The organism is Maribellus sp. YY47 (assembly GCF_023111095.1).
GTDB lineage: Bacteria > Bacteroidota > Bacteroidia > Bacteroidales > Prolixibacteraceae > Draconibacterium.
The window spans coordinates 1-25693 of the sequence record NZ_JALGYW010000036.1; the positions used below are offsets into that span (position 1 = coordinate 1).

General features: G+C 42.8%; 16 protein-coding genes. 6 read left to right on the forward strand and 10 right to left on the reverse strand.

What is annotated here, in order from left to right; genetic code table 11:
- Positions 1–312: 312 nt before the first annotated feature.
- Positions 313–1470, reverse strand: coding sequence for a helix-turn-helix transcriptional regulator (locus MR764_RS19585; RefSeq protein WP_247981151.1), 1158 nt, complete (start codon positions 1468–1470; stop codon positions 313–315).
- A gap of 274 nt (positions 1471–1744) precedes the next feature.
- Here MR764_RS19585 and MR764_RS19590 point away from each other — a divergent pair, with 274 nt between their 5' ends.
- The 3 genes from MR764_RS19590 (at position 1745) to MR764_RS19600 (ending at position 8931) form a co-directional block, all read left to right on the forward strand.
- Positions 1745–2800 (forward strand): hypothetical protein, encoded by a 1056-nt coding sequence (locus MR764_RS19590; protein WP_247981152.1) that lies wholly within the window; start codon positions 1745–1747, stop codon positions 2798–2800.
- A 64-nt stretch (positions 2801–2864) separates the two neighbouring features.
- Entirely contained in the window at positions 2865–3917 is a 1053-nt protein-coding gene (locus MR764_RS19595) for a hypothetical protein (RefSeq protein WP_247981153.1), read from the forward strand.
- A gap of 31 nt (positions 3918–3948) precedes the next feature.
- Positions 3949–8931, forward strand: a complete 4983-nt coding sequence (locus MR764_RS19600; protein ID WP_247981154.1) for a LamG-like jellyroll fold domain-containing protein — start codon at positions 3949–3951, stop codon at positions 8929–8931.
- A 220-nt stretch (positions 8932–9151) separates the two neighbouring features.
- On the opposite strand, the gene MR764_RS19605 is transcribed toward MR764_RS19600, so the two are convergent.
- Complete coding sequence (locus MR764_RS19605) at positions 9152–9556, reverse strand: OsmC family protein (RefSeq protein ID WP_247981155.1); 405 nt, start codon at positions 9554–9556, stop codon at positions 9152–9154.
- A 162-nt stretch (positions 9557–9718) separates the two neighbouring features.
- Between MR764_RS19605 and nikR the strand changes: the two genes are divergently transcribed.
- Both nikR and MR764_RS19615 read left to right on the forward strand, forming a co-directional pair.
- Positions 9719–10120 carry a nickel-responsive transcriptional regulator NikR gene (gene nikR / locus MR764_RS19610; RefSeq protein WP_247981156.1) on the forward strand — a complete coding sequence of 134 codons (402 nt, stop codon included), beginning with the start codon at positions 9719–9721 and terminating at the stop codon, positions 10118–10120.
- Between the two features lie 46 nt (positions 10121–10166).
- Positions 10167–12017: a TonB-dependent receptor gene (locus MR764_RS19615; RefSeq protein ID WP_247981157.1), complete on the forward strand. Its 1851-nt coding sequence runs from the start codon at positions 10167–10169 to the stop codon at positions 12015–12017.
- A gap of 3 nt (positions 12018–12020) precedes the next feature.
- Here the strand turns inward: MR764_RS19615 and MR764_RS19620 are convergent, their stop codons facing one another.
- The 8 genes from MR764_RS19620 to topA all read right to left on the reverse strand — a co-directional run bounded on the left by MR764_RS19620 (position 12021) and on the right by topA (position 22964).
- The gene (locus MR764_RS19620) at positions 12021–13373 is read right to left on the reverse strand and encodes an SUMF1/EgtB/PvdO family nonheme iron enzyme (protein ID WP_247981158.1); all 1353 of its coding nucleotides are present in this window, start codon (positions 13371–13373) and stop codon (positions 12021–12023) included.
- Between the two features lie 108 nt (positions 13374–13481).
- Entirely contained in the window at positions 13482–14333 is an 852-nt protein-coding gene (gene gldN / locus MR764_RS19625) for a gliding motility protein GldN (RefSeq protein ID WP_247981159.1), read from the reverse strand.
- 5 nt (positions 14334–14338) lie between these two features.
- Positions 14339–15949: a gliding motility protein GldM gene (gene gldM / locus MR764_RS19630; protein ID WP_282189257.1), complete on the reverse strand. Its 1611-nt coding sequence runs from the start codon at positions 15947–15949 to the stop codon at positions 14339–14341.
- A gap of 19 nt (positions 15950–15968) precedes the next feature.
- On the reverse strand, positions 15969–16871 hold the full coding sequence (gene gldL / locus MR764_RS19635; protein WP_247981161.1) for a gliding motility protein GldL: 903 nt from the start codon (positions 16869–16871) through the stop codon (positions 15969–15971).
- 38 nt (positions 16872–16909) lie between these two features.
- Entirely contained in the window at positions 16910–18256 is a 1347-nt protein-coding gene (locus MR764_RS19640) for an SUMF1/EgtB/PvdO family nonheme iron enzyme (protein WP_247981162.1), read from the reverse strand.
- A gap of 90 nt (positions 18257–18346) precedes the next feature.
- A complete protein-coding gene (locus MR764_RS19645; protein ID WP_247981163.1) occupies positions 18347–19312 on the reverse strand; it encodes a type IX secretion system membrane protein PorP/SprF in 966 nt (321 codons plus the stop codon).
- A 116-nt stretch (positions 19313–19428) separates the two neighbouring features.
- The gene (locus tag MR764_RS19650; RefSeq protein ID WP_247981164.1) at positions 19429–20580 is read right to left on the reverse strand and encodes an arginase family protein; all 1152 of its coding nucleotides are present in this window, start codon (positions 20578–20580) and stop codon (positions 19429–19431) included.
- 50 nt (positions 20581–20630) lie between these two features.
- Positions 20631–22964 (reverse strand): type I DNA topoisomerase, encoded by a 2334-nt coding sequence (gene topA, locus MR764_RS19655; RefSeq protein WP_247981165.1) that lies wholly within the window; start codon positions 22962–22964, stop codon positions 20631–20633.
- A gap of 215 nt (positions 22965–23179) precedes the next feature.
- Between topA and MR764_RS19660 the strand changes: the two genes are divergently transcribed.
- Positions 23180–25558 (forward strand): transglycosylase domain-containing protein, encoded by a 2379-nt coding sequence (locus MR764_RS19660; RefSeq protein WP_247981166.1) that lies wholly within the window; start codon positions 23180–23182, stop codon positions 25556–25558.
- Positions 25559–25693 lie beyond the last annotated feature (135 nt).

A 25693-nucleotide genomic window follows, 5' to 3' on the forward strand; every position in this document is an offset into this window, starting at 1 on the left:
TATCTCAGTGACAACTTGCAATTTAAAGGACATCGAATAGTCCTTCTGTGTACGCTTAACGTACTGTGAATGATTGATTTCTTTCATAACGCTACTTTTTGTGTAACGCTATTTCAGGACGAGACAGAATGACAAAATAGGAAACAGGAGCCGGTTGGTTCCTGTTTTTTTATTCAATAAATCGCTTGCCAACTTTTATTCAATCGTAGCAAGCCTATTCGGATAATACATTACTTTTTCCACCACATACGAGTTATTCAGAAATTCAAAAGGAATTTTCGCCAGCATTGCAACGACAAAAAAATCACAATGCTATTTTTCCTGCATTATTCTGCTTCGGTAACGCCCGGGAGTTACGCCTTCAGCCTGCTTAAATACCCGGATAAAAGTATTTAACGACCCAAAACCAACTGCCTCAGAAATAGATTCGAGAGAATGGTTATCATAGCTGGAGTCAGCAAGCAGCTCTTTCGCTTCCGCAACCCGGTAATTATTTACGAAATCGCTAAAAGAGCATAAAAATTCACTGTTGATGAGATTGGAGACATAAGTACGGTTTGTTAACAGTTCTTCGGATATCTGTGTGATTTTAAGTTCGGGATTTCGATAGGGCTTTTTTTCAGAAAAAAGTTTCAGCAACTTTCTCTTTAGCATATCCTGGTTATAGATTTTATGGTTGTTTTTTTCTACATCCATATTTTCTTCCACAACCAAATCAACAACCGTATGATTTTGCATATAGCCCTGCAAGCCAATAAAAAATAATAAAATACTGAAAACACTGGAAGGAATAAGCAGCAAGACAGTCGAATCCATAAACTGTGTTCTTCCAATAATCATAAAAATGATACTCATTACCGAAGTTACTACCAATGAATACAATAGCGTTTTCACCCAAAGAATGGTTTTGTTGTTAAGGTTGGAATAAAAGTTTGCGATTTTTGAATTGTACCGCATTATAAGATTTCTTCCATAAACAAGAAAGAAAACAACCTGGATAGTAAAAACGATTCGTCCGGTAAGGTAAAAAATCTCCTGAAGCAATACCCCGGAAGAGGCCGATAGAAAGCCTTCTCTTTTTAATAGAAAAGAAGTTAGGTAATAATCTCGTTCTGCAGGTGTCATAATCAGATAAGTGCCAACAGAACAACAAAATAAAATGCTAGCTGGAAGAAGCATGCGCAGATTATACCATTTATAATCTGTTTCTATTGAAAGGAGTTTAATGTACCAATAATAAAGCGGATAAACCGACAAAGAAACAAAGGTGTATACAGGGTCGAACCATAAATAGCGGCTAGGTGACGCTTTAAAAAAAACGGCATGACATAAATACAGCAAAAAAGCCGCCAGCATAAAGAAGCCAAGAAAATGCCTGGCCCGGTTGTTTTTTCTGTTCGGAATAAGCAATACAATACACCAGAAAAAAGTAACATACATGGGTGTATAAACTACCAAATCTCGAAGCATCTGTTCCTGTATTGTTATTCAAAATAAATATCTGATCCGGCTCAATTGTACGTTGTGAGTAATGGTTTTACAATATAGGTATTAATGTTTTTATCCTGAGCATAACTTTGCTGCAAAACCCGCAAAAAGTAAAATGAACTTAACAAGCGCCTCGCAAACAATCAACTAAGGAGGATCATCCGGAATCAATTAAAACAAAAGTGCAAAATCATACACACCTAATTTACAAACCGAAATATGATAAACCAAACGGCAAAATAAAAACAAAATCAAAATGAAGAAACTTTACTTTCTACCGCTCTTGTTTTTGGCATTCACAGGCTTTGCTCAAAAACAATTTGTTGTGCAAAATGGCACAGCACAAACTTTTAGCGATATTAACGCAGCTATTGCAGCAGCTAATGCCGGAGACACCTTGTATATTCCGGGTGGTGGATTTTCCGTTGCTGCTCCAGTTGATAAAACCCTGCACTGGCGGGGCGTTGGCCATTACCCCGACTCAACAATCGCAACCGGACATACCCAAATTACCAATACTGTTACCTTCACCGGAAACTGCGACAACAGTACTTTTGAAGGAATCTTCTTTCAATACGGTGCTAATTTTGGTTCGGCAGGAAACGAAGCTACCGGCATACGAATTAAATATTGCAGGGTGGATGGTACCCTCAACATGCGGTACAATACAGACATAAGCGGAGGCAATCCCGATTTGAATTTTAAAATATCTGAATCTATAATTACCAACATCAATGCCTACCTTGGTACCAACGTCAGAATGGAACAAAACCTGATTTTCGGTATCGCATTCAACTTCTTCCAATGCCTGTTTATCAACAACTCATTCAACGTCAATAATAGTAGTTCAGTATTCCGTGATTGTGATTTCTGCCAGTTTACCAACAATGTTTTTTCGTACCATCACGGCATGGATGGAAATTGCAGCAACTGCAACTTTACAAACAATATTTTTCAGGCAGCCCTGCCATACAATCCAACAACTTCTTCTCATACGGGGTCGGGCAATTTGTACAGTGTAGGGGTCCCGAATACATATGTTGCCATTACCGGCTACGTTTACCAATTTTCGTATGAAAACGACTACCGCCTGAATCCGGCCAGCACCGGCACCGCAGAAGACGGGACAACCGGGGTGAGTATTATTGGCACTGGCACTGACGGTTTTGATGCCGGGATTTACGGAACCACACTGCCTTACAAAGACGGAGCAGTCCCATATGCTCCGCACATCCGCACAGCAACCATCGATAACGAAGCGGTTTCAGGAAACCTGGGCGTAAAAATAACCGTTGCCGCACAGGAACGTTAAAACACTGCGAGAATCAAAAATCGCGAATCAAGTATCACGTATTGAACATCAAAAATCAACAATCATGAAAAAAACAATCATACTTCCCTTTTTATTCCTTGCCCTGCTTAGCTGGGGACAGGCGCAGTTTGTAGTGCAAAACGGTTCAAAAACCGAGGTTTACAACAATATTAATACCGCCATTACCAATGCGGTGGCAGGTGATACTCTGTATTTGCCCGGCGGTGGCTTTACCATTACAAACGCCACTATTGACAAAACCCTGCACTGGGTAGGGCATGGCCATTATCCTTCTGAAACCGGAGCTACCATGCAAACCCGAATTACAACAGCATTGAACTTTACGGGGAACTGCGATAACAGCACTTTTGAAGGAATTTATTTTACATCAACTCTCACGTTTGGAAGTGCTGAAGATGAAGCGACCAACATTGAAATTAAGCGTTGCAGAATTTTAAACACTCTTAACATGCGTGTAAGTAACGTCGGAAACCCTGATCTTAATTTTCACATCAGCGAATGTGTGACAGGTTTTCTTTATGCTAACAATGGCTCAAATTGTTTAATCGAAAAATCACTCATTTTCGGACCTGTTCATTATTTTGTTCAATCCTTTTTTTCGCACAATACAATAAATGCAAGCAATTCGAACAGAATAATATACGGATGTTCAAACAACCTTTTTAACGACAATGTTTTTGGTTATGAATGGGGATTATATAACTCGGCCAGTAATACCTTTAATAATAATATTTTCCGAAGTGGACTGCCATATACCCCTACTGATGGAAATGGCAATGGTGGCAATAACAACATCTACAATGTTGGCCTGGAAAATATTTACACAGACATATCGCACAGTGCGAATGTTTATATTTTTTCATACGAAAACGATTATCACCTAAACGTGTCAGCCACCGGGACTGCCGAATTGGATGGTTCAACAGTGAGTATTATCGGTACAGCCAGCGACGGCACCAATGCCGGAGTTTACGGGACAACTACTCCCTATAAAACCATCCCGTATTACCCGCACATCAACTCAGCCAACATTGCCACCGAGGCTGTAAACGATCAATTGGGAGTAAACATCAATGCAGAGGCGCAAAGCCGTTAATCGTTCCGGTTTAATTGAAAAGAAAATGAACATGAGACGATTCATCTATTTACTCATATGGCTGTTGCTTCCCGCCTGGTTATCGGCGCAAACCAATATCTCTGCCGTGGAATATTGGTACGATGGCGACTACAGCAAAGCCAGCCGGCAAACGGTATCAGCTCCGATAGTGAACTATACCGATTTGCTAGATGTAAGCACCCTTGAGCCGGGCCTGCACACCTTTTCTGTCCGTTTTCAGGACAACAGAGGAATTTGGAGCTCCGTACTCACAAAGTTCTTTACCTATTACCCGGGCTCAACACCTGGAATCCGCCAGGTTACCGATGTCGAATACTGGTACGATGGCAGTTATTCTACCTCAGTGGTTGTGCCACTTTCGCCCGGAGCAAGTGTTGATTTAAATTCGCTGCTTGATGTAAGCTCGCTGACAAACGGGTTACACACAGTAAGCTGCCGCTTTAAAGACGACCGCGGGATTTGGAGTTCACCACTGATCCGTTTTTTCAAGAAAGACAAAAACACCGGCCTTCAACAGCTTGTAGCACTCGAATACTGGTTTAACAATGATTTCAACAATAAACAAGACACGGTATTTACAGCAACGTCATTGCTCAACCTCCATAAAATGCTCGACGTGTCTTCCCTTAACATTGGTTTTCATTTTGTGAGTTTCAGGATGCAAGACGAGCAGGGTAAATGGGGCCCGGTAGCATCGTGGTATTTTACAAAGGAAAATCAGGAAGACTTACCGGAACTTCACCAGCTTACTGCTCTTGAGTACTGGTTCAACGGCGATTACTCTACCGTTCAAAACGATCCGGTTCCGGCAACGCCCTTGCTAAATATCGACACTGATTTAGACGTTTCTGCCTTAAACGACGGCTTACATATGTTGAGTTGCCGGTATCAGGATGAAGCCGGAAACTGGAGTCCTGCCTTTAGCCGCTTGTTTGCAAAATTCACAGCCGAACCGGCTCCTGCAATGCACAACCTGCTTGCAGTTGAATATTGGATAGACGGCAATATTTCAGCCTCGGTAAAAACTTCGGTAACACCCGGTTCTCAATATATTTTAGATTCGCAGCTTGATGTTTCGGCATTAAACAACGGGTTACATTTTATTACCTATCGTTTTCAGGACGAAGCCGGAAAATGGAGTTCGGGCACAACTCATTTTTTCAGTAAACATGAAAATGAAATAGTTACGGCAAACAATAAAATTACCAACTATCGTTATTGGGTCGATGACTTAATCGAATCTGCAATCGAAGTCGATTTAACCACACCACTAAAATCGCTGAATCTCGACGAAGTGGTGGATGTTTCTCCCTTACCTGGAGGAACACATGACATCTCCTTCCAGTTCCGCGATTCGCTTGGATTATGGAGCAGTGCTTACACCGAATCTTTTTCTCGGGATTTCAATCCTCGTGGAACAATAACAGCTGAAACCGATCCGGCTTGCAGTAACAGTGCGGTTACCTTTACTGCCGAAACCATGGATGTTGACAGTATCTACTGGGATTTTGGCGATACAACAGCAATTGTGGGAAGAGCAGCTTCGGAAGATGCTTACCACGCCTACACAAACGCAGGAACTTACACGATCACAGCCACACTTGTTTACGTCGACAGTGCATATACCAGCACTGCATCAACAAGCGTAACCGTCAATCAAAGTTATGGAGTATCCCTTGTAGCTCCCGAAAACCTTATCGCTTACTATCCATTCGACGGCAATGCCACAGATGCCAGTGGAAATGGACATGACGGCACAGTCTCAGGTGCAACTCTTACCGAAGACCGAAACGGAACACCCAACAGCGCTTATTTGTTTGATGGGAACGATGGGATTCTGGTACAACATTCCGATGAATTAAACATGTCGGGAGCACTAAGTTTCTCCTGCTGGATAAAACCAGATCTACTTCAGAATGCTATGATTTTTGGGAAATCGAATTATACAACGGCAACCAATTATCTGCTGCGAATACAATCAGACGGCAACCTTCAGTGGGAATACAACGGTTACCTGAACACCACATCACAGCCTCTGGAAGCCGGCAAATGGTGCCACATTGCTGTTACTGCCAATAATCCGGGAGAACACAGAAAGGTATACGTAAACGGGCAACTGGCGGCCGAAACGACGTCCTCTTCCGGGCCATTCGGCAGCATTACAAATCCATTGACTTTTGGATATGCCAGCCGGAATGCAGAATATTTTAAAGGTGCTATTGACGAGATTAAAATGTTTAATAAAGAACTATCTGCTGCAGAAGTTTTTCAGGAATTCAGTCAATTGCCAACTACCATGTTGCCGCCGATCGAAACAGAGATCTGTGCCAATGACACACCTTATGTTTTTGGTTCGCAACTACTCACCCAAAGCGGCACTTACTATGAGACCTACCCAACAGTAAACGGATGCGATAGTGTTGTTCAGCTTAATTTAACCGTGCATCCAACCTATAACGATACCATCGGAGATCCATTAAATGCATTAGTTATGGATGATTTTGAAAGTGATGCCCTTGGTACTCTTCCTGATGGTTGGGTAATCCGTTACAACGGGACAGGAGATGCGAACCAAAAGGTCGTGGAATCCCCTGTAAAAAACGGAGTTCATTCATTCCAGCTCTCCGGGTCAGGCTGGGCGGCAAACCTGAGTAAAAGTGTTCCTAACATGCCGGATACTGTTATTCTGGAAGGATGGATGCAGACACCAAATGTCAGTGCCAGTGGTGCTACCGGAATAGGAATCGGAAACCCGTCAATCGGTACATGGGGAACGTTCCTGGCAAGAGTAGAATTTTATGGTGGAAACCTGACTGCTATAAATTATTCAGGAGGTTCAGGAACACGATATATCTTACAATCTGCGGTTTCCGACACCTGGTACCATATTAAAATAGTGCTGAATCAAACAGGCGGGACTTACGAAGTTTATATTGATGGAGAACAAAGTGAGGGGGCAGCTGATGGACAGACATATACTGACTTTCCGGCAATTGATGTCACTCCTACTTCAATTGAATTATGGAGTAATAGTTTAGGCTATTTCGACGATGTAAAAATGTACGAAAGTGGAAGCACTGCAATAGTCATCTGCTCCTCAGAAACGCCATACGCTTTCGGAACGCAACAACTGACTCAATCAGGAACCTACACCGAAATTTTTCAAAGCCAGTTCGGTTGCGACAGCACGGTTACGCTAAACCTGACAGTATACCCTTCTTTCCTCCGGAAAGACACCGTTACCATTTGTGAAAATGAATTGCCCTATCAATGGGAAGATTCAACACTCCTTGCAGCGGGTACTTACACCCAGGCTTACACCACAGTAAATGGCTGCGACAGTATCTTAAATTTTACGCTAAACGTAACAGATACTTCCCTGATAGAACAAACATTGATTCTTTGCGAAAACGACCTGCCACATCTTTTCGGAACACAAACGTTAACCTCCAGTGGAACATTTACCGAAGTGTTTACCGGAAGCAATGGATGCGACAGTACGGTGGTGCTTACCCTCAATGTGCTTGACACTTCCCTTGTTGCGAAAAAAGTGACCATTTGCGAAAATGACCTCCCTTTTCAGTTTGGCTCACAAGTGCTTTCAGCCGATGGAATTTACACCGAAACATTCTCATCGGTTAATGGATGCGACAGTACAGTAACCGTATCACTAACGGTCTATCCGGTTTATAGCGATTCTGTCAACGTTACGGTGGGAATCAGTCAACTACCTTACTTGTTTGGAGATCAACAAATCAGCCAAGCAGGAATTTATACGCAAAACCTGCAAACAGCAAATGGTTGCGACAGTATCATCATCCTCAAACTAAAAGTGAATGATGATGTTCCTCCTGTTGTAACGTGTAATAATCTGGAAGTTACGATTTCCGAAGACGGGACCTACCTTCTGACTACTGACGACAAAGAACAGATCTCGTTTGGGACACAGGACAATATCACACTGAATGAGAACCTCGATATCCAAGTCGTCCCTTCCTCTTTTAGCTGTGCAAATCTTGGAGAAAACAACGCTACCCTCACCGTAAAAGATGAAGCTGGGAATACAGCGAGTTGTCAGGCTACGATCACTGTTTGGGTAGAAAAAACAGATCCGATGATGGATGAAATTCCGGATGTAATCCTTCAGGAAGATGACTCTTCAGTAGTAATTTTAACGGGTATTTCAGGGGGAACGATATGCGGACCGAGCCCGCTAAGTGTTCAGGCAGATCATAACAATACCGATTTGCTTGCAAACTTATCAATCGATCATCAGTCGTTCGACACAACTGCAACGCTGAAAATCTCGCTAAAGCCCGATCAGTTTGGAACAGATTCGATTGTGGTTTCCGTTACCGACACTTTTGGTGCGGTAACAAGCCGTAAATTTCTGCTAACAGTAATCCCGGTCAATGACTCTCCGTACTTACTAAGTCCTGCGAGCGATCAGGCAATGAAAACAAATGACACTCTGGATTTGACCTTTAATAAAAATGAATGGTTTGCCGACGTCGACGACAATACCCTGACTTTTGAAACTGCCACTGTCATAGGAACATTGCCGGATTGGATTCAAACGGATCAAAATCAGGATACTTATTCTATGATTTTCATGCCAACTTCAATTGACACCGGCTGTGTGGACATCGTTGTAACAGCAAGTGATCAGAACGGTGAAATGGTCAGGGACACGTTTGAAGTTTGTGTCACGCTTTTGGTCGGCATAAGAGAAATTGATGGTGACCATTTTGGAATCAATTTGTATCCAAATCCAACAAAAGGACCTGTCACCATTGACTTAAAAAATCCTTTGCCCGGAGAAGTCAAACTCATTGTCATGAATATTGCAGGCCGTGAAGTAATTCGAAAAACATATCAAAGCAACGAACAAATGATATTCGACATTTCGGATAAACCGAGCGGTGCTTATTTGGTTATACTCGAAACCAATGACATTCGAATGGTCAGGAAGTTAATTCTTGACAAAAAGTAGAGCTCACCGAACAGAAGGCGGATTCCTTACGAATTCCGCCTTCTTTATTTTTCCGAACATTCTCCAAAATTCTATCTGAATATTTCCGGTCAACGGTGAATGATTAAATCGTTTAACAGTGCGCTCCAACACCAGATTTGTCTGATTTGACAAATACGACCTGCCTCCTTATCGTTCTAACAGAAAAGGTGAAGTCCAAACCAAATTTATCAAACAGTAATTACCAGTTGAATTTAATCGTCTGGATAAGATCGGGATGTAAGCTCAAGGGAACCGGACTGATTCCGGCTACGCTTTCAACCAGTTGCTTTTCCTCTTCGGTGTAATTTTTCTTCGGAAAGGAGAACTCGACAATCACTTCTGCTACCCGGCGCGGATCGGAAGTCATGATCTTGGTAACATCTACATGCGTACCTTCAATGTCAATTCCGTTGTCGCGCGCCTTAATGCCCATGATCGTCATTATGCAACTTCCCAGCGCTGTCGCCAAAAGATCGGTAGGAGAAAAGAACTCGCCTTTTCCCCGGTTGTCGGTCGGGGCATCAGTTATTACTTTATTTCCCGATTGCAAATGCACATTCTCCGTGCGCAACTCCCCCAGGTAAATGGTCTTAATGGTTGTCATTTTCTATGCTTTGAATTTTCTGTGAATAAACATAAAGATACGATTATTTGCGCCTGTTTTTAGTTGAAAATGTTTACACGCGTTAACGCACAATCCATGTAGAATTGCTGCAAAAACAAATTTCCCTATATTCGTGTTACGATACACTAAATAAGTAACACCATGTCGGTTTCACGTTTTGGAGTTTCACTCGACGAAGATCTGTTAAAAGCACTCGACAATTATGTGAGTGATAATGGTTTTTCCAACCGATCGCAGGCCATCCGCCACCTTATTGAAAAAAATATGGTAGAGGAAAAATGGAAATGCGACAATATAGTTGCCGGTGCCGTTGTGCTGGTATTCAACCACGAAAAGAGCGATATTCTGAAAAGATCTTCTGAAATCCGCTTCGATTATAAAGATTATGTCTTGTCGTCGCAGGGCTTTTATCTGAACGATGAAAATTACATGGAAATAACCGCAGTAAAAGGTCCTTCACGAATATTAACCGAGATTTCAGACAAGTTGATTAGTCTGAAGGGAATTCAACACGGGAAGCTGGTGATGAGTAAAGCCGGCTAATTTTTTTTGACCAACTAGTAACACGATTCTATATTAACGTAACACGATGACAAAAACAACATTTAAAATAGTTCTGACGGGCTTTCTGCTCATGCTCTGCTTTGCACGGTCAACTGCACAAAATATTTCAATTTCCAACGACACGATTAAAATTGACGAAGTTGTGGTAACCGGAACTCCGGTTAAGGTAACCCGTAACAGTGTTCCAATGGCTGTTTCGGTGGTTGACCGCAGCCAGATTGAACAGTCGAACGAGTCGGCACTACTCCCGGTTTTAAACGGAAGAGTTCCAGGGCTTTTTGTAACCGAACGGGGAATAACCGGATTTGGCGTAGCAACCGGCTCAGCCGGACAAATCAGCATACGCGGCATCGGAGGCAACCCAACCACGGGAGTGTTAATGCTGATCGACGGACATCCCCAGTTTATGGGAATTATGGGACACCCGCTACCCGATTCGTATGTGGCTTCGGATGTTGAACGTGTAGAGGTTATTCGCGGCCCTGCATCAATTCTTTACGGTTCAAATGCCATGGGAGGCGTCATCAATATTATCACACGCAAACAAACGACCGACGGCACGCATGGTAATGCGCGCATTTCATACGGATCGTACAATACGCAGAAATACATGGGAGCCATGGGTTACAAAAAGGAAAAATTCAGTGTATTTGCATCCGTAAACCACGACCAAACAGACGGGCACCGCGATCATTCTGATTTCAAAATTACCAATGGTTATGTAAAACTCGGATACGATTTAAATCCTCATTTTTCAGCATCAACCGACTTCAGTATAGCAGCTTTCAAAGCATCCGATCCAGGCCCTGACACCCTAAATGCATCTCCAGGCGAAAGCATCGATATTTTGCGTGGTTACTGGGCCTTTACCTTGCTCAACGAATTTGAAAAAGCTTCCGGAGCGGTAAAAGTATTTTACAACTTTGGGGAACACGAGATTACCGATGGTTTTCATTCGAACGACCACAATTACGGTCTGAATCTGTACGAATCGTTCAATCTGTTTAAAGGAAACAGGCTGACTACCGGTTTTGATTTTATGAACTACGGAGGACTGGCAGAAAACCAACTGGTCATGAATGGAAACGGGCTCGTGTTTGCTGATACCACTTTATCTGAAATTGGAGTGTACGCCTTCACCCAGCAAAAGCTTGGAGAAAAACTAACGATTAACGCAGGGCTTCGTTTTCAGCATCACAGTCAGTACGGCGATATCTGGATTCCTTCTGCGGGATTTGCCTGTAACTTAAACGCAGATATTACCTGGAAAGGAAACGTTTCAAAGGGGTTTCGCAGTCCAACCATGCGCGAACTGTTTATGTGGGGACCGAACCCTAACCTGAACCCGGAGACCATCTGGAATTACGAAACCGGCTTTCTGACAAACCTCGGTAAAAAAGTTCAGGCAGAACTTACCCTTTTTATGGTGGAAGGCGACAACCTGATTGTTAATGCAGGCCCACCCAACGGGTACCAGAATACGGGAGAAGTATCAAACAAAGGCCTTGAATTCGCCCTAAATGCGGAGCCTGCCCGAAACCTGGGGATTCAGGCAACCTACAGCTATACCAACATGGATCAGGCGGTTTACGCAACGCCCGAACATCATTTATTTTTGAATGCAAGTTACCAGGTAAAGAAATTTCACCTGTCGGCAAGCGTGCAGCATATTTCTAATCTGGATAACGATCCTTCGCCAGTGGTAGTGAACAGAGAAAGCTACACCCTTGTAAATGCCAGAGCGACATATAAACTCAGTAAAAACTTTAGCCTTTTTGTAAGCGGAGAAAATCTGTTGGGAACAGTTTACGAGGTAAACCGTTATTATACGATGCCTAAAACAACGCTATTTGCAGGATTAAATCTGGTTTTATAGTATTTAATTGCGTTCGAGTTCGCCTTTAAATGAAGTGCGCACACAACGGAAGCCAATATAACATTTGGCGGTATCCTGGTATTCAAATGAACGTGTTGATGTTTGGATATAATAAGCAATGTCTTTCCAGGATCCGCCCCGAACTACTTTTCTTTTCATTACCGGCGGATCATCGGGTTTGGCATCGTATTCTATTTCCGGATTATAATCAGCCATTATTTCATACCCCGCTTCGAAAAATGCGGTAGAAGTCCATTCGGCAACGTTTCCGGCCATGTCATAAACGCCAAATGGATTGGGATCGAATTGCCCTACTCTCATGGCCGTAGTGGTCGTTTCATTGTCGGCAACGTAATTTCCGCGCAGAGGCTTAAAATTCGCCACAAAACAACCGTTTATGTTACGCGTATAATAACTTCCCCAGGGGTACTTATTATTCATCATACCACCCCGTGCTGCTACTTCCCACTCGGTTTCTGTAGGTAAGCGAAAATCGTGTGGCGCAGCTTCCTCTTCGCCTTTGGGAGTAAAGGCTTTTAAACCGGAGCGCCAATCGCAAAAAGCATTGGCCTGTTTCCAGCTTATACCCACAACCGGATAATCATCGAATCCGGGGTGCGAAAAGTATTTGATGGTGAATGGTTCATTGTAAGTATAAGCATAATCGCGAATCCAGCACAAGGTGTCGGGATAAATCGGCACCGATTCGCGCATCAGGAAAGAACTACGGTTCTGAATCGGGACCAGCTCTCCTTTTTCGTTCACCACATTTCCTTCGTAACGTTGCGTTTCGAAGTTATAGCTGTTACTGCGCCTGGCCGCTTGTTTAAAGTCGATCCAGTAGTATTCGTAAACCAACTTACGAGTATCTATTTCCTTCTTAAAGTTGAAGCGGTCCTGATCGGGAAGGTAAAGATCTTCCATCGCATTTTGGCAATCAACATCATCCCATTCAATGCGCTCGTCCCAGTTGATTTCAGGTTCATCCAGGGGATTTCCGCGTCTGTCTTCCGTAATCACAAAATCAGTATAAGTCTGCCCCAAAAGCTCGCGGGCGCGTTTATCCCGAACCCAATAAACAAACTGCCGGTATTCATTATTGGTAATTTCGGTATCGTCTATCCAAAACGCTTCGGTAGATACCATTTTATTGGGATTGACCCCATTCAGTTGATCGTCGTTGGCGCCAATATTATAGGCACCTCTTTGGATATATGCCATTCCAAAGGGTGTTGGTTCAAACCATTTTGGCTGTGATTTTTTCCCCAGAAGCAGGTACTTATTTTGGTCGGATTTATTGCATGACGACAGCAACAGCGCTGTCAAAAGAAACATATATGTAATTGTTCTCTTCATGCAATTTCCACTAAGGAATGAAAGTTTTATTAAAACGTAAGCATGTAAAATCTATTGTTAAAAAAAAGCCTTATGTTTCCATAAGGCTGCACACTATATTATTGGTCATTAATATTCCCAAAGATCCTGCTCGTAGTTGAAAATATCGTTTTCGATACGTTTAGATTCCAACATTGCATTGATTCCGCTCAAGTATGAACTGATATCTCTATCATTATACATATTGGATTCCTTAACAATGTAACTGGTAAACATTCTTTTGATAAACAAATCATCGAACGATTGCTGACGTGCATCATTGGCCGGATTCAGGGCCAGATTTGTTGCCAGTAATGGACGAGCTTCAGGAAAGTATATCCAGAATACTTTTTGCCGCTGAACTTCGCCGGAAGTGTCTCCCTCGCGCACATATTCACGAATCGGACAAATTCCAAGAATGCGTACATTCAATGTTGAAGTCTGCTTGTCGAAATACCACTCTTCCTTCAACATGTATTGTTTGATTTCGGTTGGCCGAATTTCTCCCTGAACAACCACATTCTCTTTTTCGCCGGTATCAAAATTGATTTTTTCCTGAGTGGTAGCAGTCGCACCGAAAATCTCTTTTACCTGAGTAAAAGTCATTGGAACCTTGAAATCGTCATCGTTTCGTGCATCGTAAGGTGTCAGTTGACTATTTTCAATTCCTTTCAAAAGCAAATGGATTAAATTTACCTTTCCGCCGATTTCCTTTGTTGGATAATATAAAGGAATGTTTGTTTTTTCTCGTAAGTCAATAACGCGCCATATCTTTTTCGACCAAAATACATCGGCCTCTCTCACCGACACCAAGGGCATTGGTTTCTTCTGTAATATGTCGGTTTGTGAATAGGCGCCATTGACAATTTGGGCGTTCGAGTTCTTGTGAGCCAGGCTCAATACAAAAACAAGCATACCAAAATAAATCCCAAACTTCTTCATAATCCTTATTTTATTTTAAATGAAATTGGATCCAGGTCCCTGGTAGAACCATCGTCACCAACCGCTTTAATGTCTCCAATATAAACTATACTGTTTATTGATGCATTTTTAAGTGCGTTCTTCTGCTCGGCTGTAAACCTGTTTGAATTTGCGGGATACCTGTTGGTATAGCCCCCTTGTCCGGTAGTTTCGAGTGTAAACTGAGTGATTTTATATTTAAACTCGAAATCAAAATCTTCCAGTACAGCCATCACACCATCCTGAATTCCCAGTGTTTCCTTGCGTATATCACCTCCCGACTGGCCTCCTACCTGGGCAACCGGATCAGGAACCTGTTTAACACGCCAGTTCGAGGTGCCAATTAAACGACGCTGACCATTAATGTTTGCATAAACCGTAACTTTTGTATTACGGCCTAACTCATCTAAATCAGTAGGACGAATAGTGAAACCATTTCCCTGTCGGGCAATTTTTCCGTTCGACATTGTTACTTCCAAGTTTTCACTTGGAATGGAACCTCCACTTACTTCAAAGGGGTTGTCCAGTCCCCGGTAGAAAACATTCATTTTAGTCGCCGACATGGTTACTGAAGGTTCTGTTACCTGGTATTCCTCTTCAAAAGGATAGCTTTTGATGATTCCTCCCGGAGTTTTGTATTTAATCAATCCACTCCATTTAAAAACTCCAGGTTTGCTCGTCGGGCCAATGTAAGTTGCTTTTCCATCTTTAACTACTGCTGATTGACCATTAATTATAATTTCAGGCTGTTGAGTAGTATCTTCAGCTGCCAAAATAACATCGGCTTTGTATTCATCGCCCATCAGCACCACATTTGAGGTCGGCAAAACCATTGCCCCCAAACGGTTAAATTTAAAGGATCCGGCATCGATCTCAGAATACAGGTATTTTACCATATTAGCTTCCGAGTTCTTTATATCGATCTGAATTTTAGAAAGCAGCACTAAAACGGCAATTAGAGGCTTATTTTCAAAATGTTCCGATTCCCACGATTTCTTTTCTGTACCGCTTTTTACGTTTCCTTTCGGATCGTCGGTTTTTAGTTCGTTCAGTACAGTTTGTTTTAAATCGTCGTTACCTTCGCCCAACATGTCAACTAAAAAGGCACGGTAGTCGCTGATCTTTTCTCTCAGTTCCTTTGCGTGTTTTTGTGTAATCATGTATTCCGACGGGCCATTCAAATCATCTACTTTTCCAATTTTCAGCGTATCTCCGTTCACCGTAACATGAAAATAATCTTCTTCGTCCAACACATTATCTTCATTTACAAGTTTGCTTCCCGAGTAATTAACAAGGTTATCTTTTAGCTCGCCAACAAAGGTGATCATCTCTTTTGATTTCGCTCTCACCTCATCCGATTTTGCTTTCCATTCTGCAACTTTCGTTGGGTTTTCGGCATAGGCCTGATCAAATGACGCGTATATCTGAGCATTCTGAATACCAACGGCTTCAAAGGTTTCTATCAGGCTTGAATTTACCACTCTGAAAGCCTCCAACACCTCTGCCGCAACGTTGATTGCCAACATTGCGGTAAGCACGATGTACATCATGTTTATCATTTTTTGCCTCGGTGATTCCGGGCAATTTTTTGCTCCCATATGCTATTCTTTCAGAATGTTATTTTTTATAGCTCATCGCACCCAGCATATTCCCGTAAATCGTATTCAACGCTTCCAGGTTTTTGTTGAGCTGCTCAGCATTTTCCTTGTATTTTTTCAATTCGTCAACCGATGACGTTAAGATACTATTCATCTCGGATAGATCTTTATTGAACTGCTGACTGGCTTTAAACTGCTCTTTGGTGTCTTGTAACTGTGATTCGAAATTGGTATTTAACGAATTTAGATTTTTATTCAGCTTATCCAGATTCGTGGCATATTCTTTCGAGCTTGTTCCAATATTCTGCAAGCCCTGAGAAATTACGTCAGCTGATTTACTGTACGTCTCAGAAAGACTGCTACCGGTTGCCGACAGCTGTTTTGCTGCAGACGAATACGAATCGAGCAGGCTTGTTACCGACTGGTTGATCGAATCGTTCGCCCGGTTGTTGATTTCGGCAAAGGTATTCATTGACGCAGAAGCTGAACCAAGATTTTTAACATACATATCGGTAGCCAGTGTAGCCGACGATATATCGCTAATACCACGTGCTGTATTACTCAGTTCATTTAAACCCTTTCCAACCCTGTCCAAAAGGTCGGGAGTCAACTGTGTACCGTTCAGCAACTGGTCCAAACCATTTTTCTTTGGTTTCAACTCTTCAAGCTCAGCTAATTCATAATCTTCCCGTAACTCGGGATACACTTTCCCCCAATCCGGCAAATCCATTGGTGGTTCAAATGCTGAAAGGAAAAAGATAAAAGCTTCCGTGCAAAGCCCGATGGTCAACAACAGGCCTGAAAATTGCCAGTGCTGTAGTTTAAAAAGTGCTCCGATTAACACAACAGCTGCACCCCAGCCGTACACATAACCCATAAAAGTCTTCCATCGTTTTGTTTTAAAAAGTTCTCCGAGGTTCATAATGGAATGGTATAAAGTTAAATTTAATTCAAACTGTTCTAAAATTCTTCACCAAAAGTCGATCGCACACATCTGAAACCAACGTATGATTTTGTAGTGTCCTGATATTCATAGTTGCGGGTAGACACCTGAACAAACTGTGAAATATCTTTCCATGATCCTCCTCTGATTACTTTACGTTTCATTACCGGCGGATCGTCTTTACGTGCGTTGTAGGTAAATGTAGGGTTTAGGTCACTAAAGTAGTTGTAACCCGCCTCGTCGTAGGCTGTGCTTGTCCACTCAGCTACGTTACCTGCCATATCGTACAAACCGTATTCATTAGGATCGTAACTTCCCACTTTCATCGTGGAAATTCCTCCATCTTCAACATAATTTCCTCTTAACGGCTTAAAGTTGGCCAAAAACACACCCTTTTCGTCACGGGTATAGTATCCACCCCAGGGGTACATCGAGAAATCTTTGGTACCACGGGCAGCATATTCCCATTCAACTTCGGTGGGCAAACGATATTCCATCAAAGTAGGCTCTTCTCTTTCTTCCAGATAATCGGTCTGAATTTTTGTACGCCAGTTACAAAATGCATTTACCTGTTTCCAGGTAACGCCCACCACCGGATATTCATCAAAACCGGGATGCCAGAAATAACGGGTTGCCAAAGGTTCGTTGTAGGAATAGGTAAAATCTCTGATCCAGCAAAGTGTATCAGGATAAACGTGAACCTGGTCGCGCATCATAAAAGATGAACGGTTTTCGATTGGAACAAGATCTCCATCGATATTGTAAACATTACCTTCGTAACGTTGTGTTTCGTAATTATAGCTATTGCTGCGTTTGGCTGCCTGATTTAAATCTACCCACCAGTATTCATATACCAGTTTTCGTGCGTCGATTTCTTTCTTGCCGAAAAAACGTTCGTTTTCTGGAACATAAAGATCTTCCATGGCCATCTGCACATCAGGATCTTCCCAGTCAATTTTTTCATCCCAGTTAATTTGCGGGGGGTCAATAGGATTTCCTTTCCGGTCTTCAGTGATCATGAATTCAGGATACTGATCAGCCAGTAATTCACGTGCCTTTTTTTCAGTTACCCAATCAACAAACTGGCGATATTCATTGTTGGTAATTTCGGTGTCATCCATCCAAAACGGCTCCTGCGAAACAGTCTTGGTAGGTACCCCTGCATTACTTGCGTCCTGATCGCTGGGACCAATATTGAAACTCCCCCGGCGAATGTATACCATCCCGTAGGGTTGCGTTTCCTTAAACCGTTGTCTTTTTTGCACCCCAACCAATTCACCATTACCGCCTGAACCACCGCCCAAACAGCCTGATAAACTTAACGCCAAAACGAATACGACGGCAATTAATAGTGGTTTTCTCATAGTTTGTATATTTTCTTAGCTAAGCTCCTTTTCTTCAACAATAAAATAAATAAATACTTTCCCACCAAACACGCAGGGTGTTAATTACAATTATAAAAACCGAATACTTTTATACTTCTGACTGCGGCTTCTTTCCAGATTAATCGAATAACCAACAAAAAACTCATGCGACCCCAATGTATTCCTACCTATCGCAGAAGTAGTTAAATCGAACGCATAGCCGACCCGCAAGCCATTAAACAGTTCAACACCCATCAAGAACGCCAGGGCATCCTGTACCCGGTACGACAATCCACCCCAAAATTTATCATTATAAACCACATTTGCGTTCAAATCCAATTGCCAGCCGGCAATGTCAGATTTCAACAAGAACGATGGTCGCAACTGAAATAACGGATCAGAAAGCTTAATATTGTATCCTCCCATTACGTAATAGTGTCTGGCAAGATAGTATACTTCAACTTCGTCATACTTCACAGCAGCCTGGTTGAGGTGACTGGCTGATATTCCAAGGTAATAATCCCGGGAATACAAATAAGCACCTAAACCAACATCAAACGCCAGTTGACTCGTCTCTTCACTTGGAATCGAGTTGTCTCCTGTATCTCCGCCTGTTGTGCCGCCACCCCCGTTTATTCCATCGGGAGTACTCCACTCTTCAGGCGAAATATTATAATTATAAAAGCCGGGGGAAACTCCAATCCCCAGGGTTCCGAGACCGGTGGTTACTTTATAGGCATAATTAAAGTTGATCCACATGTTATTATTATACCCCAACTGGTCTCTCACAATATTTATCCCAATTCCGCCGGGCGCACCAAATGCTTTCACCGGTGCGTTAACACTAAAAACCATTGTTACTGGCTCTCCTCCTCCAAATCCGGCCCATTGGTAACGATTCAATAAAATTCCGCTAATGGCATCTTCTGATCCGGCGTAACCCGGATTCGTTCCCAACTTATAGTACATGTGGTTCGTATATTGAGGGTCTTGCTGGGCGAAAACCACCATGTGAACCATTAGCAACAAATATAGAAAAGAAACAGTTTTCTTCATACTCTTCTTTCATGTGGCAATTTAGCCATTTCTTGCCCCGCCAAAGAAACAAAATTATTGTTGTTTGTAACAATCTTCTGTTAACAAGGTATGCAAAGAACGTTCGGAAAAGTGTATTATTTTAATATTTCGTCTATTTTTTGAACATATTTCAACCATATTTCAGGAATTTCATTGAGACTGGCATCAATAAAATCCTGCTCTGAACAGGCAAAGTAGAGAAATGAATTGTCAATCGACTGCAATTGCATCCACCATTGTCCGTTTTCCCTGTTCTCGAAAAAGACCAGCGGTGTTTCCACCTGCCACACTTCTACTTTATGAATAATAAATCCTTCCTGATCTTCAGGTTTTGCGTGACTTTGCTGAATAACGCCTTCCAAAAAGTACCAACCCGCCTGTGCTGCCAACTGAACATTAATTCCATTTGGATTTCCCTCGTCCTGAATTTCAAAAATACCAAGCGCTTTGAGTCTTCTGCTCAAACCGGCGTATCTCGCCAACTGACAAATATCTTCGGCATGCAGTCCATTGGGCAGTTTTTTCTTTCCAAGTGTCTCAGAAAATTTCAGGGTGCCAAAATCGAACGAAACAAAATCGCTGTTTCTGAAAACCGGCTCCGCCAGCGAAAGATCGCCATGCAGTTGCCCCAGGCCAATATGGTTGCCAACTCCTTTAACTTTACTAAAAAGCTGCTCAGGCACATAGTGACGCTGATACCCCAGCAAGTTAAAACTAAAAATGTCGGGTTGTTTACTAAAAATACGGGACAGGTAATTATCGGTCTGAAAGCCTTCCACTCCTTTCCTCACATCCAGAAAGGCATCGACCACACTAAACGAAAACAGTTTATCATTTCGAAAAGCCTGGCAGACTCCGTAACTCAAATCCTGACTGCCTCCCAATAACAAACAGGTTATTTTAAGCTCCGACAGGTAATCAACAATGTCGCGGAGGGCAAGAAAATTTCCCTTGTGACTTTGAGATTCTTTCAGGTTCCCTAAATCTATGACATTTAATTTGCCGGGATTTGCCAACTGATACAACTCATTGCGAACATAATCGGGTATCTTATTCACAACACAGCTGTTTTCAACCGTTTCGAAAGGTATACCGATAAGGGCCACTTCCACCTTTGCCAGGTTTGACTCATTTAACGCCAGCGTATTTTTTTCGATGGCAGCACCTAAGGTCTGTTTCCAGTTCAGACGTGAATTTTCAGGATAAACTGAAAAATCTACAGCATCGAAATACGGTTTCAGGTCCATGTTTTTTAACAAAAATAAGGGCAAATGATTAATTCAGATGCCCTCGCCTATTATTTTTTTCTGCTTCGCGTACTTTTTGTTGCCGGTGCTGCATTCACAATTTTCATACAGTCTTCGAACGAAAGTGCTTCAGCTTTGACCGTTTTGGGAATTTTAAAATTCTTCTTTTTGTATTTGATGTATGGCCCCCATCGCCCGTTAAGTACCTGAAGATCGGCATCTTCATCAAATACTTTCACCACCGCGTTTTTATCTTTTTCGCGCTTGGCATCGATCAATTCAACTGCCCGTTCCAACAGAACTGAATAGGGGTCATCTTCTTTTCCGAGTGAAACAAATTTATTATCGTGGCGCACATAGGGTCCAAAACGGCCAATGGCTACGGTTACTTTCTTTCCTTCGTACTCGCCCAATTCGCGGGGAAGCCGAAACAGATCCAACGCTTCTTCCAAGGTAATGGTTTCGATGTGCTGCCCGGCCCGAAGACTTGAAAATTGAGGTTTTTCACTACTTTCTTCCGATGCCTCGCCTAACTGGGCCAACGGTCCAAAGCGACCAATTTTTACCGACACCTGCTTTCCGGTTGTCGGATCGAAGCCCAGTATCCGTTCCCCTTTAGAACGTTCAGCGTTCTCGAGGGCATCATCCACTTTTTCGTGAAATGGTTTGTAAAATTTGTCGATCATCTCGTTCCAAACCACTTTCCCGTCAGCAATATCATCAAATTCTTTTTCTACATCAGCGGTAAAGTTGTAGTCCATGATCTCACTGAAATTTTCCACCAGAAAATCAGTTACAACCATGCCAATATCGGTCGGAAACAGTTTGCTTTTTTCAGCACCGGTAATTTCAGTCTTAACTTGTTCTTTTATCTTACCGGCTTTCAATTCCAACACCTGGTATTCACGTTCCACTCCGGGGCGATCTTCTTTTACCACATAATTACGGTTCTGAACCGTGGTAATGGTTGGCGCATAAGTTGACGGTCTTCCTATCCCCAGCTCTTCCAGACGTTTTACCAGCGAGGCTTCGGTGTAACGTGCCGGACGTTGAGAAAAACGCTCGGTTGCGATAGTCTTCGACATAGGAAGTACATCTTTTGCATGCAACGGAGGAATGATACTTTGTCCGCTACCATTGCCCTGGCCTTCATCGTCGGTTGATTCTATATATACTCTGAGGAAACCATCGAAAACGATTACCTCTCCACTGGCTATAAATTTCTCCGAAGCTGTGGAAACATCAATGGTCACCGTTGTGCGTTCCATAATCGCATCCGCCATTTGCGAAGCGATGGTTCTTTTCCAGATTAACTCATACAACCGTTGCTCCTGACTGGTTCCATCCACGGTTTCTTGATCCATGTATGTTGGGCGGATGGCTTCGTGCGCTTCCTGGGCACCCTTCGATTTAGTCTTAAACTTTCGAATCTGAACGTATTTCTCTCCGTGCAGTTCTTCAATCTTCTTTTTGGAAGTATTGATCGCCAGGCTCGAAAGATTTACCGAGTCGGTACGCATGTAGGTGATCTTTCCACTTTCGTACAGCCGTTGTGCAACCGACATGGTTTGCGAAACCGAGAAACCAAGCTTGCGGCTGGCTTCCTGTTGCAATGTAGAAGTTGTAAACGGTTGTGCCGGACTGCGTTTCCCTGGTTTTTTGGCCACATCGCTTACGCTAAATTCTGCCGTTTTGCATTTCTCCAGAAAAGCGGCTGCTTCATCGCGGGTTTCGAAGCGCCTGGAAAGCTCTGCCTTTAATTCAGTAACATTTCCTTTATCATCGGGAACCAGAAACGTAGCAATAACCCGAAAGGCCGACTCACTGACAAAATCACGAATTTCCCGTTCGCGTTCCACAATCAGGCGAACAGCTACCGACTGAACCCTTCCGGCCGACAACGAAGGTTTTACTTTTTTCCACAAAACGGGAGAAACTTCAAAACCTACAATACGGTCGAGCACCCGACGTGCCTGCTGAGCATTCACCAAATGCTGATCGATGGTACGCGGATTTTTTATCGCGTTAGTGATGGCATCTTTTGTGATTTCGTGAAAAACTATGCGTTTGGTATTATCCGGTTTTAGCTTTAATACCTCCATTAAATGCCAGGCAATCGCTTCTCCCTCGCGGTCCTCATCGGAGGCGAGCCACACCATCTGTGCATCCTTGGCCAACTTTTTAAGATCCGAAACGATCTTTTTCTTATCGGGAGTCACCACATATTTGGGCTGATAATTTTTCTCAAGATCAATCCCGAAGTCCTTCTTTTCCAGATCTCTGACATGCCCCATGCTGGAAGTTACTGTATAACCTTCCCCAAGGAATTTTTCAATGGTTTTGGCTTTTGCCGGAGACTCAACAATTACGAGGTTATTGTGCATATGCTTTCTAATCCTTTCACAAAATTTCTGCAAATTAAAGCAAATCAAATGCTAAGTTCAAAATTTATCTTTCTATTTTTTGAAATTCTATTTATTTGAAAATGATCATTTTATTTTATGAAATCAAAAATATAATCGCTTTTGGGGGCGTTAAAACAATTGCCGCGAAAGTATTATCGTATATATTTGTTGCCAACTTTAAATCAGCAAAATAGATGGGGGAAAAACAAAATAAATTCACCAAATATATCATCACGTTTTGGGCGATTGTTCTGCTTTCAATAGGAGCTCTTTTCCTTTTTTTCTCGATGATGGCCAATGGCAAACTTGGCTTTATGCCTAGTTTCGAAGACCTTGAAAATCCGAAGAGTATTCTGGCTACCGAGATTTTTTTCGAAGACGGAAAGATACTCGACAAATACTTTGTTAGTGAAAACCGAACCTATGTAGGGTACGAAAATCTCCCCCCTCATTTGATCGATGCTTTGATTGCCACCGAAGATGTTCGTTTTTACAACCATTCGGGTGTTGATTTCCGTGGTTTGATCCGCGTAGTAAAAGGAATTCTTACCGGAGATACCAGTTCGGGAGGTGGAAGTACCATTAGCCAGCAGCTGGCAAAAATGTTGTTCCCGCGTACCGGAGTCGACAGCAAAATGGAGCTGGTCTTACGGAAATTCAAGGAATGGATCATTGCCGTTAAACTCGAACGGAGCTATACCAAGGAAGAGATTATATTAATGTACCTGAACAAGTACGATTACCTGAACAATGCGGTTGGAATTAAATCGGCAGCCAATGTCTATTTCAGCATTCAGCCCGATTCGCTGCAGCTTCACCAGGCTGCGATGTTGGTGGGAATGGCCAAGAATTCGTCGCTTTACAATCCGGTTCGTCGCCCCGAGCTCGTTCTGCAACGCCGTAATACCGTACTCAACCAGATGGAAAAATACGGATACATTTCCCGTGCCGTTTGCGATTCGGTTAAGCAACTTCCACTCGATCTCGATTACAGTAAAGTAGATTACAAACAGGGACCTGCACCTTATGTCCGCGAATATCTGCGTCTGGCATTAACTTCAAAAAAACCGGAACGCGACAACTACCCATCCTGGCAGGGGCAAAAATTTATTGAAGACCTGGCCGAATGGGAAAACAACCCACTGTTTGGCTGGTGCAATAAAAACAAAAAGCCAAATGGCGAAAATTATGACATTTATACCGATGGCTTAAAAATATATACCACACTTGATTCGCGGATGCAACAATACGCCAAAGAAGCGGTACAAGAACATCTTAGCAATAACCTGCAACCGCTTTTTGATAGCAGTATGAAGGACTTGAACAATCCTCCCTTTGCCAATAACATGAGCAAGCAGGAAGTGAACGATCTGCTAAATCGCGAAATCAAGAAAAGCGAACGTTACCGTGTTATGCGCAAAGCCGGAAAAGACTTTGAGCAAATCAGAAAAACGTTCGAAGAACCTACTGAGATGACCGTATTTAAATGGGGAGGAGAAGTAGATACTACGATGACTCCGCTGGATTCGATCAAATACTACCTTCGCTTTTTCCGCTCGTCGTTTATGGCAGTAGATACCGAAAGCGGTAAGGTAAAAGCCTATGTGGGTGGCCCGAATTACCAGTACTTTATGTACGATATGGTAAAAGATGGGAAACGCCAGATTGGCTCCACAGTAAAACCCTTCCTCTATACTTTAGCGATGCAAAACGGATTAACGCCTTGCACCAAGGTTCCCTACGTAAGTCAGCAATTCATTCAACCCGACGGATCAATCTACGAACCAAAGGATTCGGACGTTGACGAAGAAATGGACGGAAAAATGGTAACCTTGAAATGGGGGCTGGCGAACTCGAAGAACCGCATCTCGGCCTGGGTACTGAAACAATATAACCCTCAAGCCGTGGTGGAAGTAATGAAACGTTTGGGTATTGTAAGCCCGATTGATCCGGTGAATTCCATGTTCCTGGGGGTTTCGGATGTTACTTTGTACGAAATGGTGGGTGCTTTTAATACTTATGCCAACCTGGGCGTGTATACAAAACCCTATTTTGTAACCCGAATCGAAGACCGGCATGGAAACGTTATTGCACGTTTTCAACCCGACCGGCACGAAGCCATCGATGCCGAAACATCGTACCTGATGTTAAACCTGTTGCAGGGAGTGATCAATGAAGGGACCGGTATTCGTTTACGTTTTTCAAACCTGGGTCGTGACAGGGTGACGCAGGAATATGGTAATTTCAAGATGCCAATTGCAGGAAAAACAGGTACTACACAAAACCATTCCGATGGTTGGTTTATCGGAATCACCCCAAAACTGACTGCCGGAGTATGGACCGGAGCCGACCTGCGGAGCATTCACTTTAAAACGATTTCCTCGGGACAGGGAGCCAACATGGCCCTACCTATCTGGGGATATTTCTACAGGAAAGTACTGGCCGATTCGTCGCTGGGAATACGCGAAGATGAGATGCAGTTTAAAGAGCCTGCCAACTTCAAGATCAACCTCGATTGCGATGAAGTAACCAAGAAAAAAGATAATGCTGATTCGTTTGATGAATTCTTCTAACCCATAAATTACTGTCTCGTCCTGAAATAGCGTTACACAAAAAGTAGCGTTATGAAAGAAATCAATCATTCACAGTACGTTAAGCGTACACAGAAGGACTATTCGATGTCCTTTAAATTGCAAGTTGTCACTGAG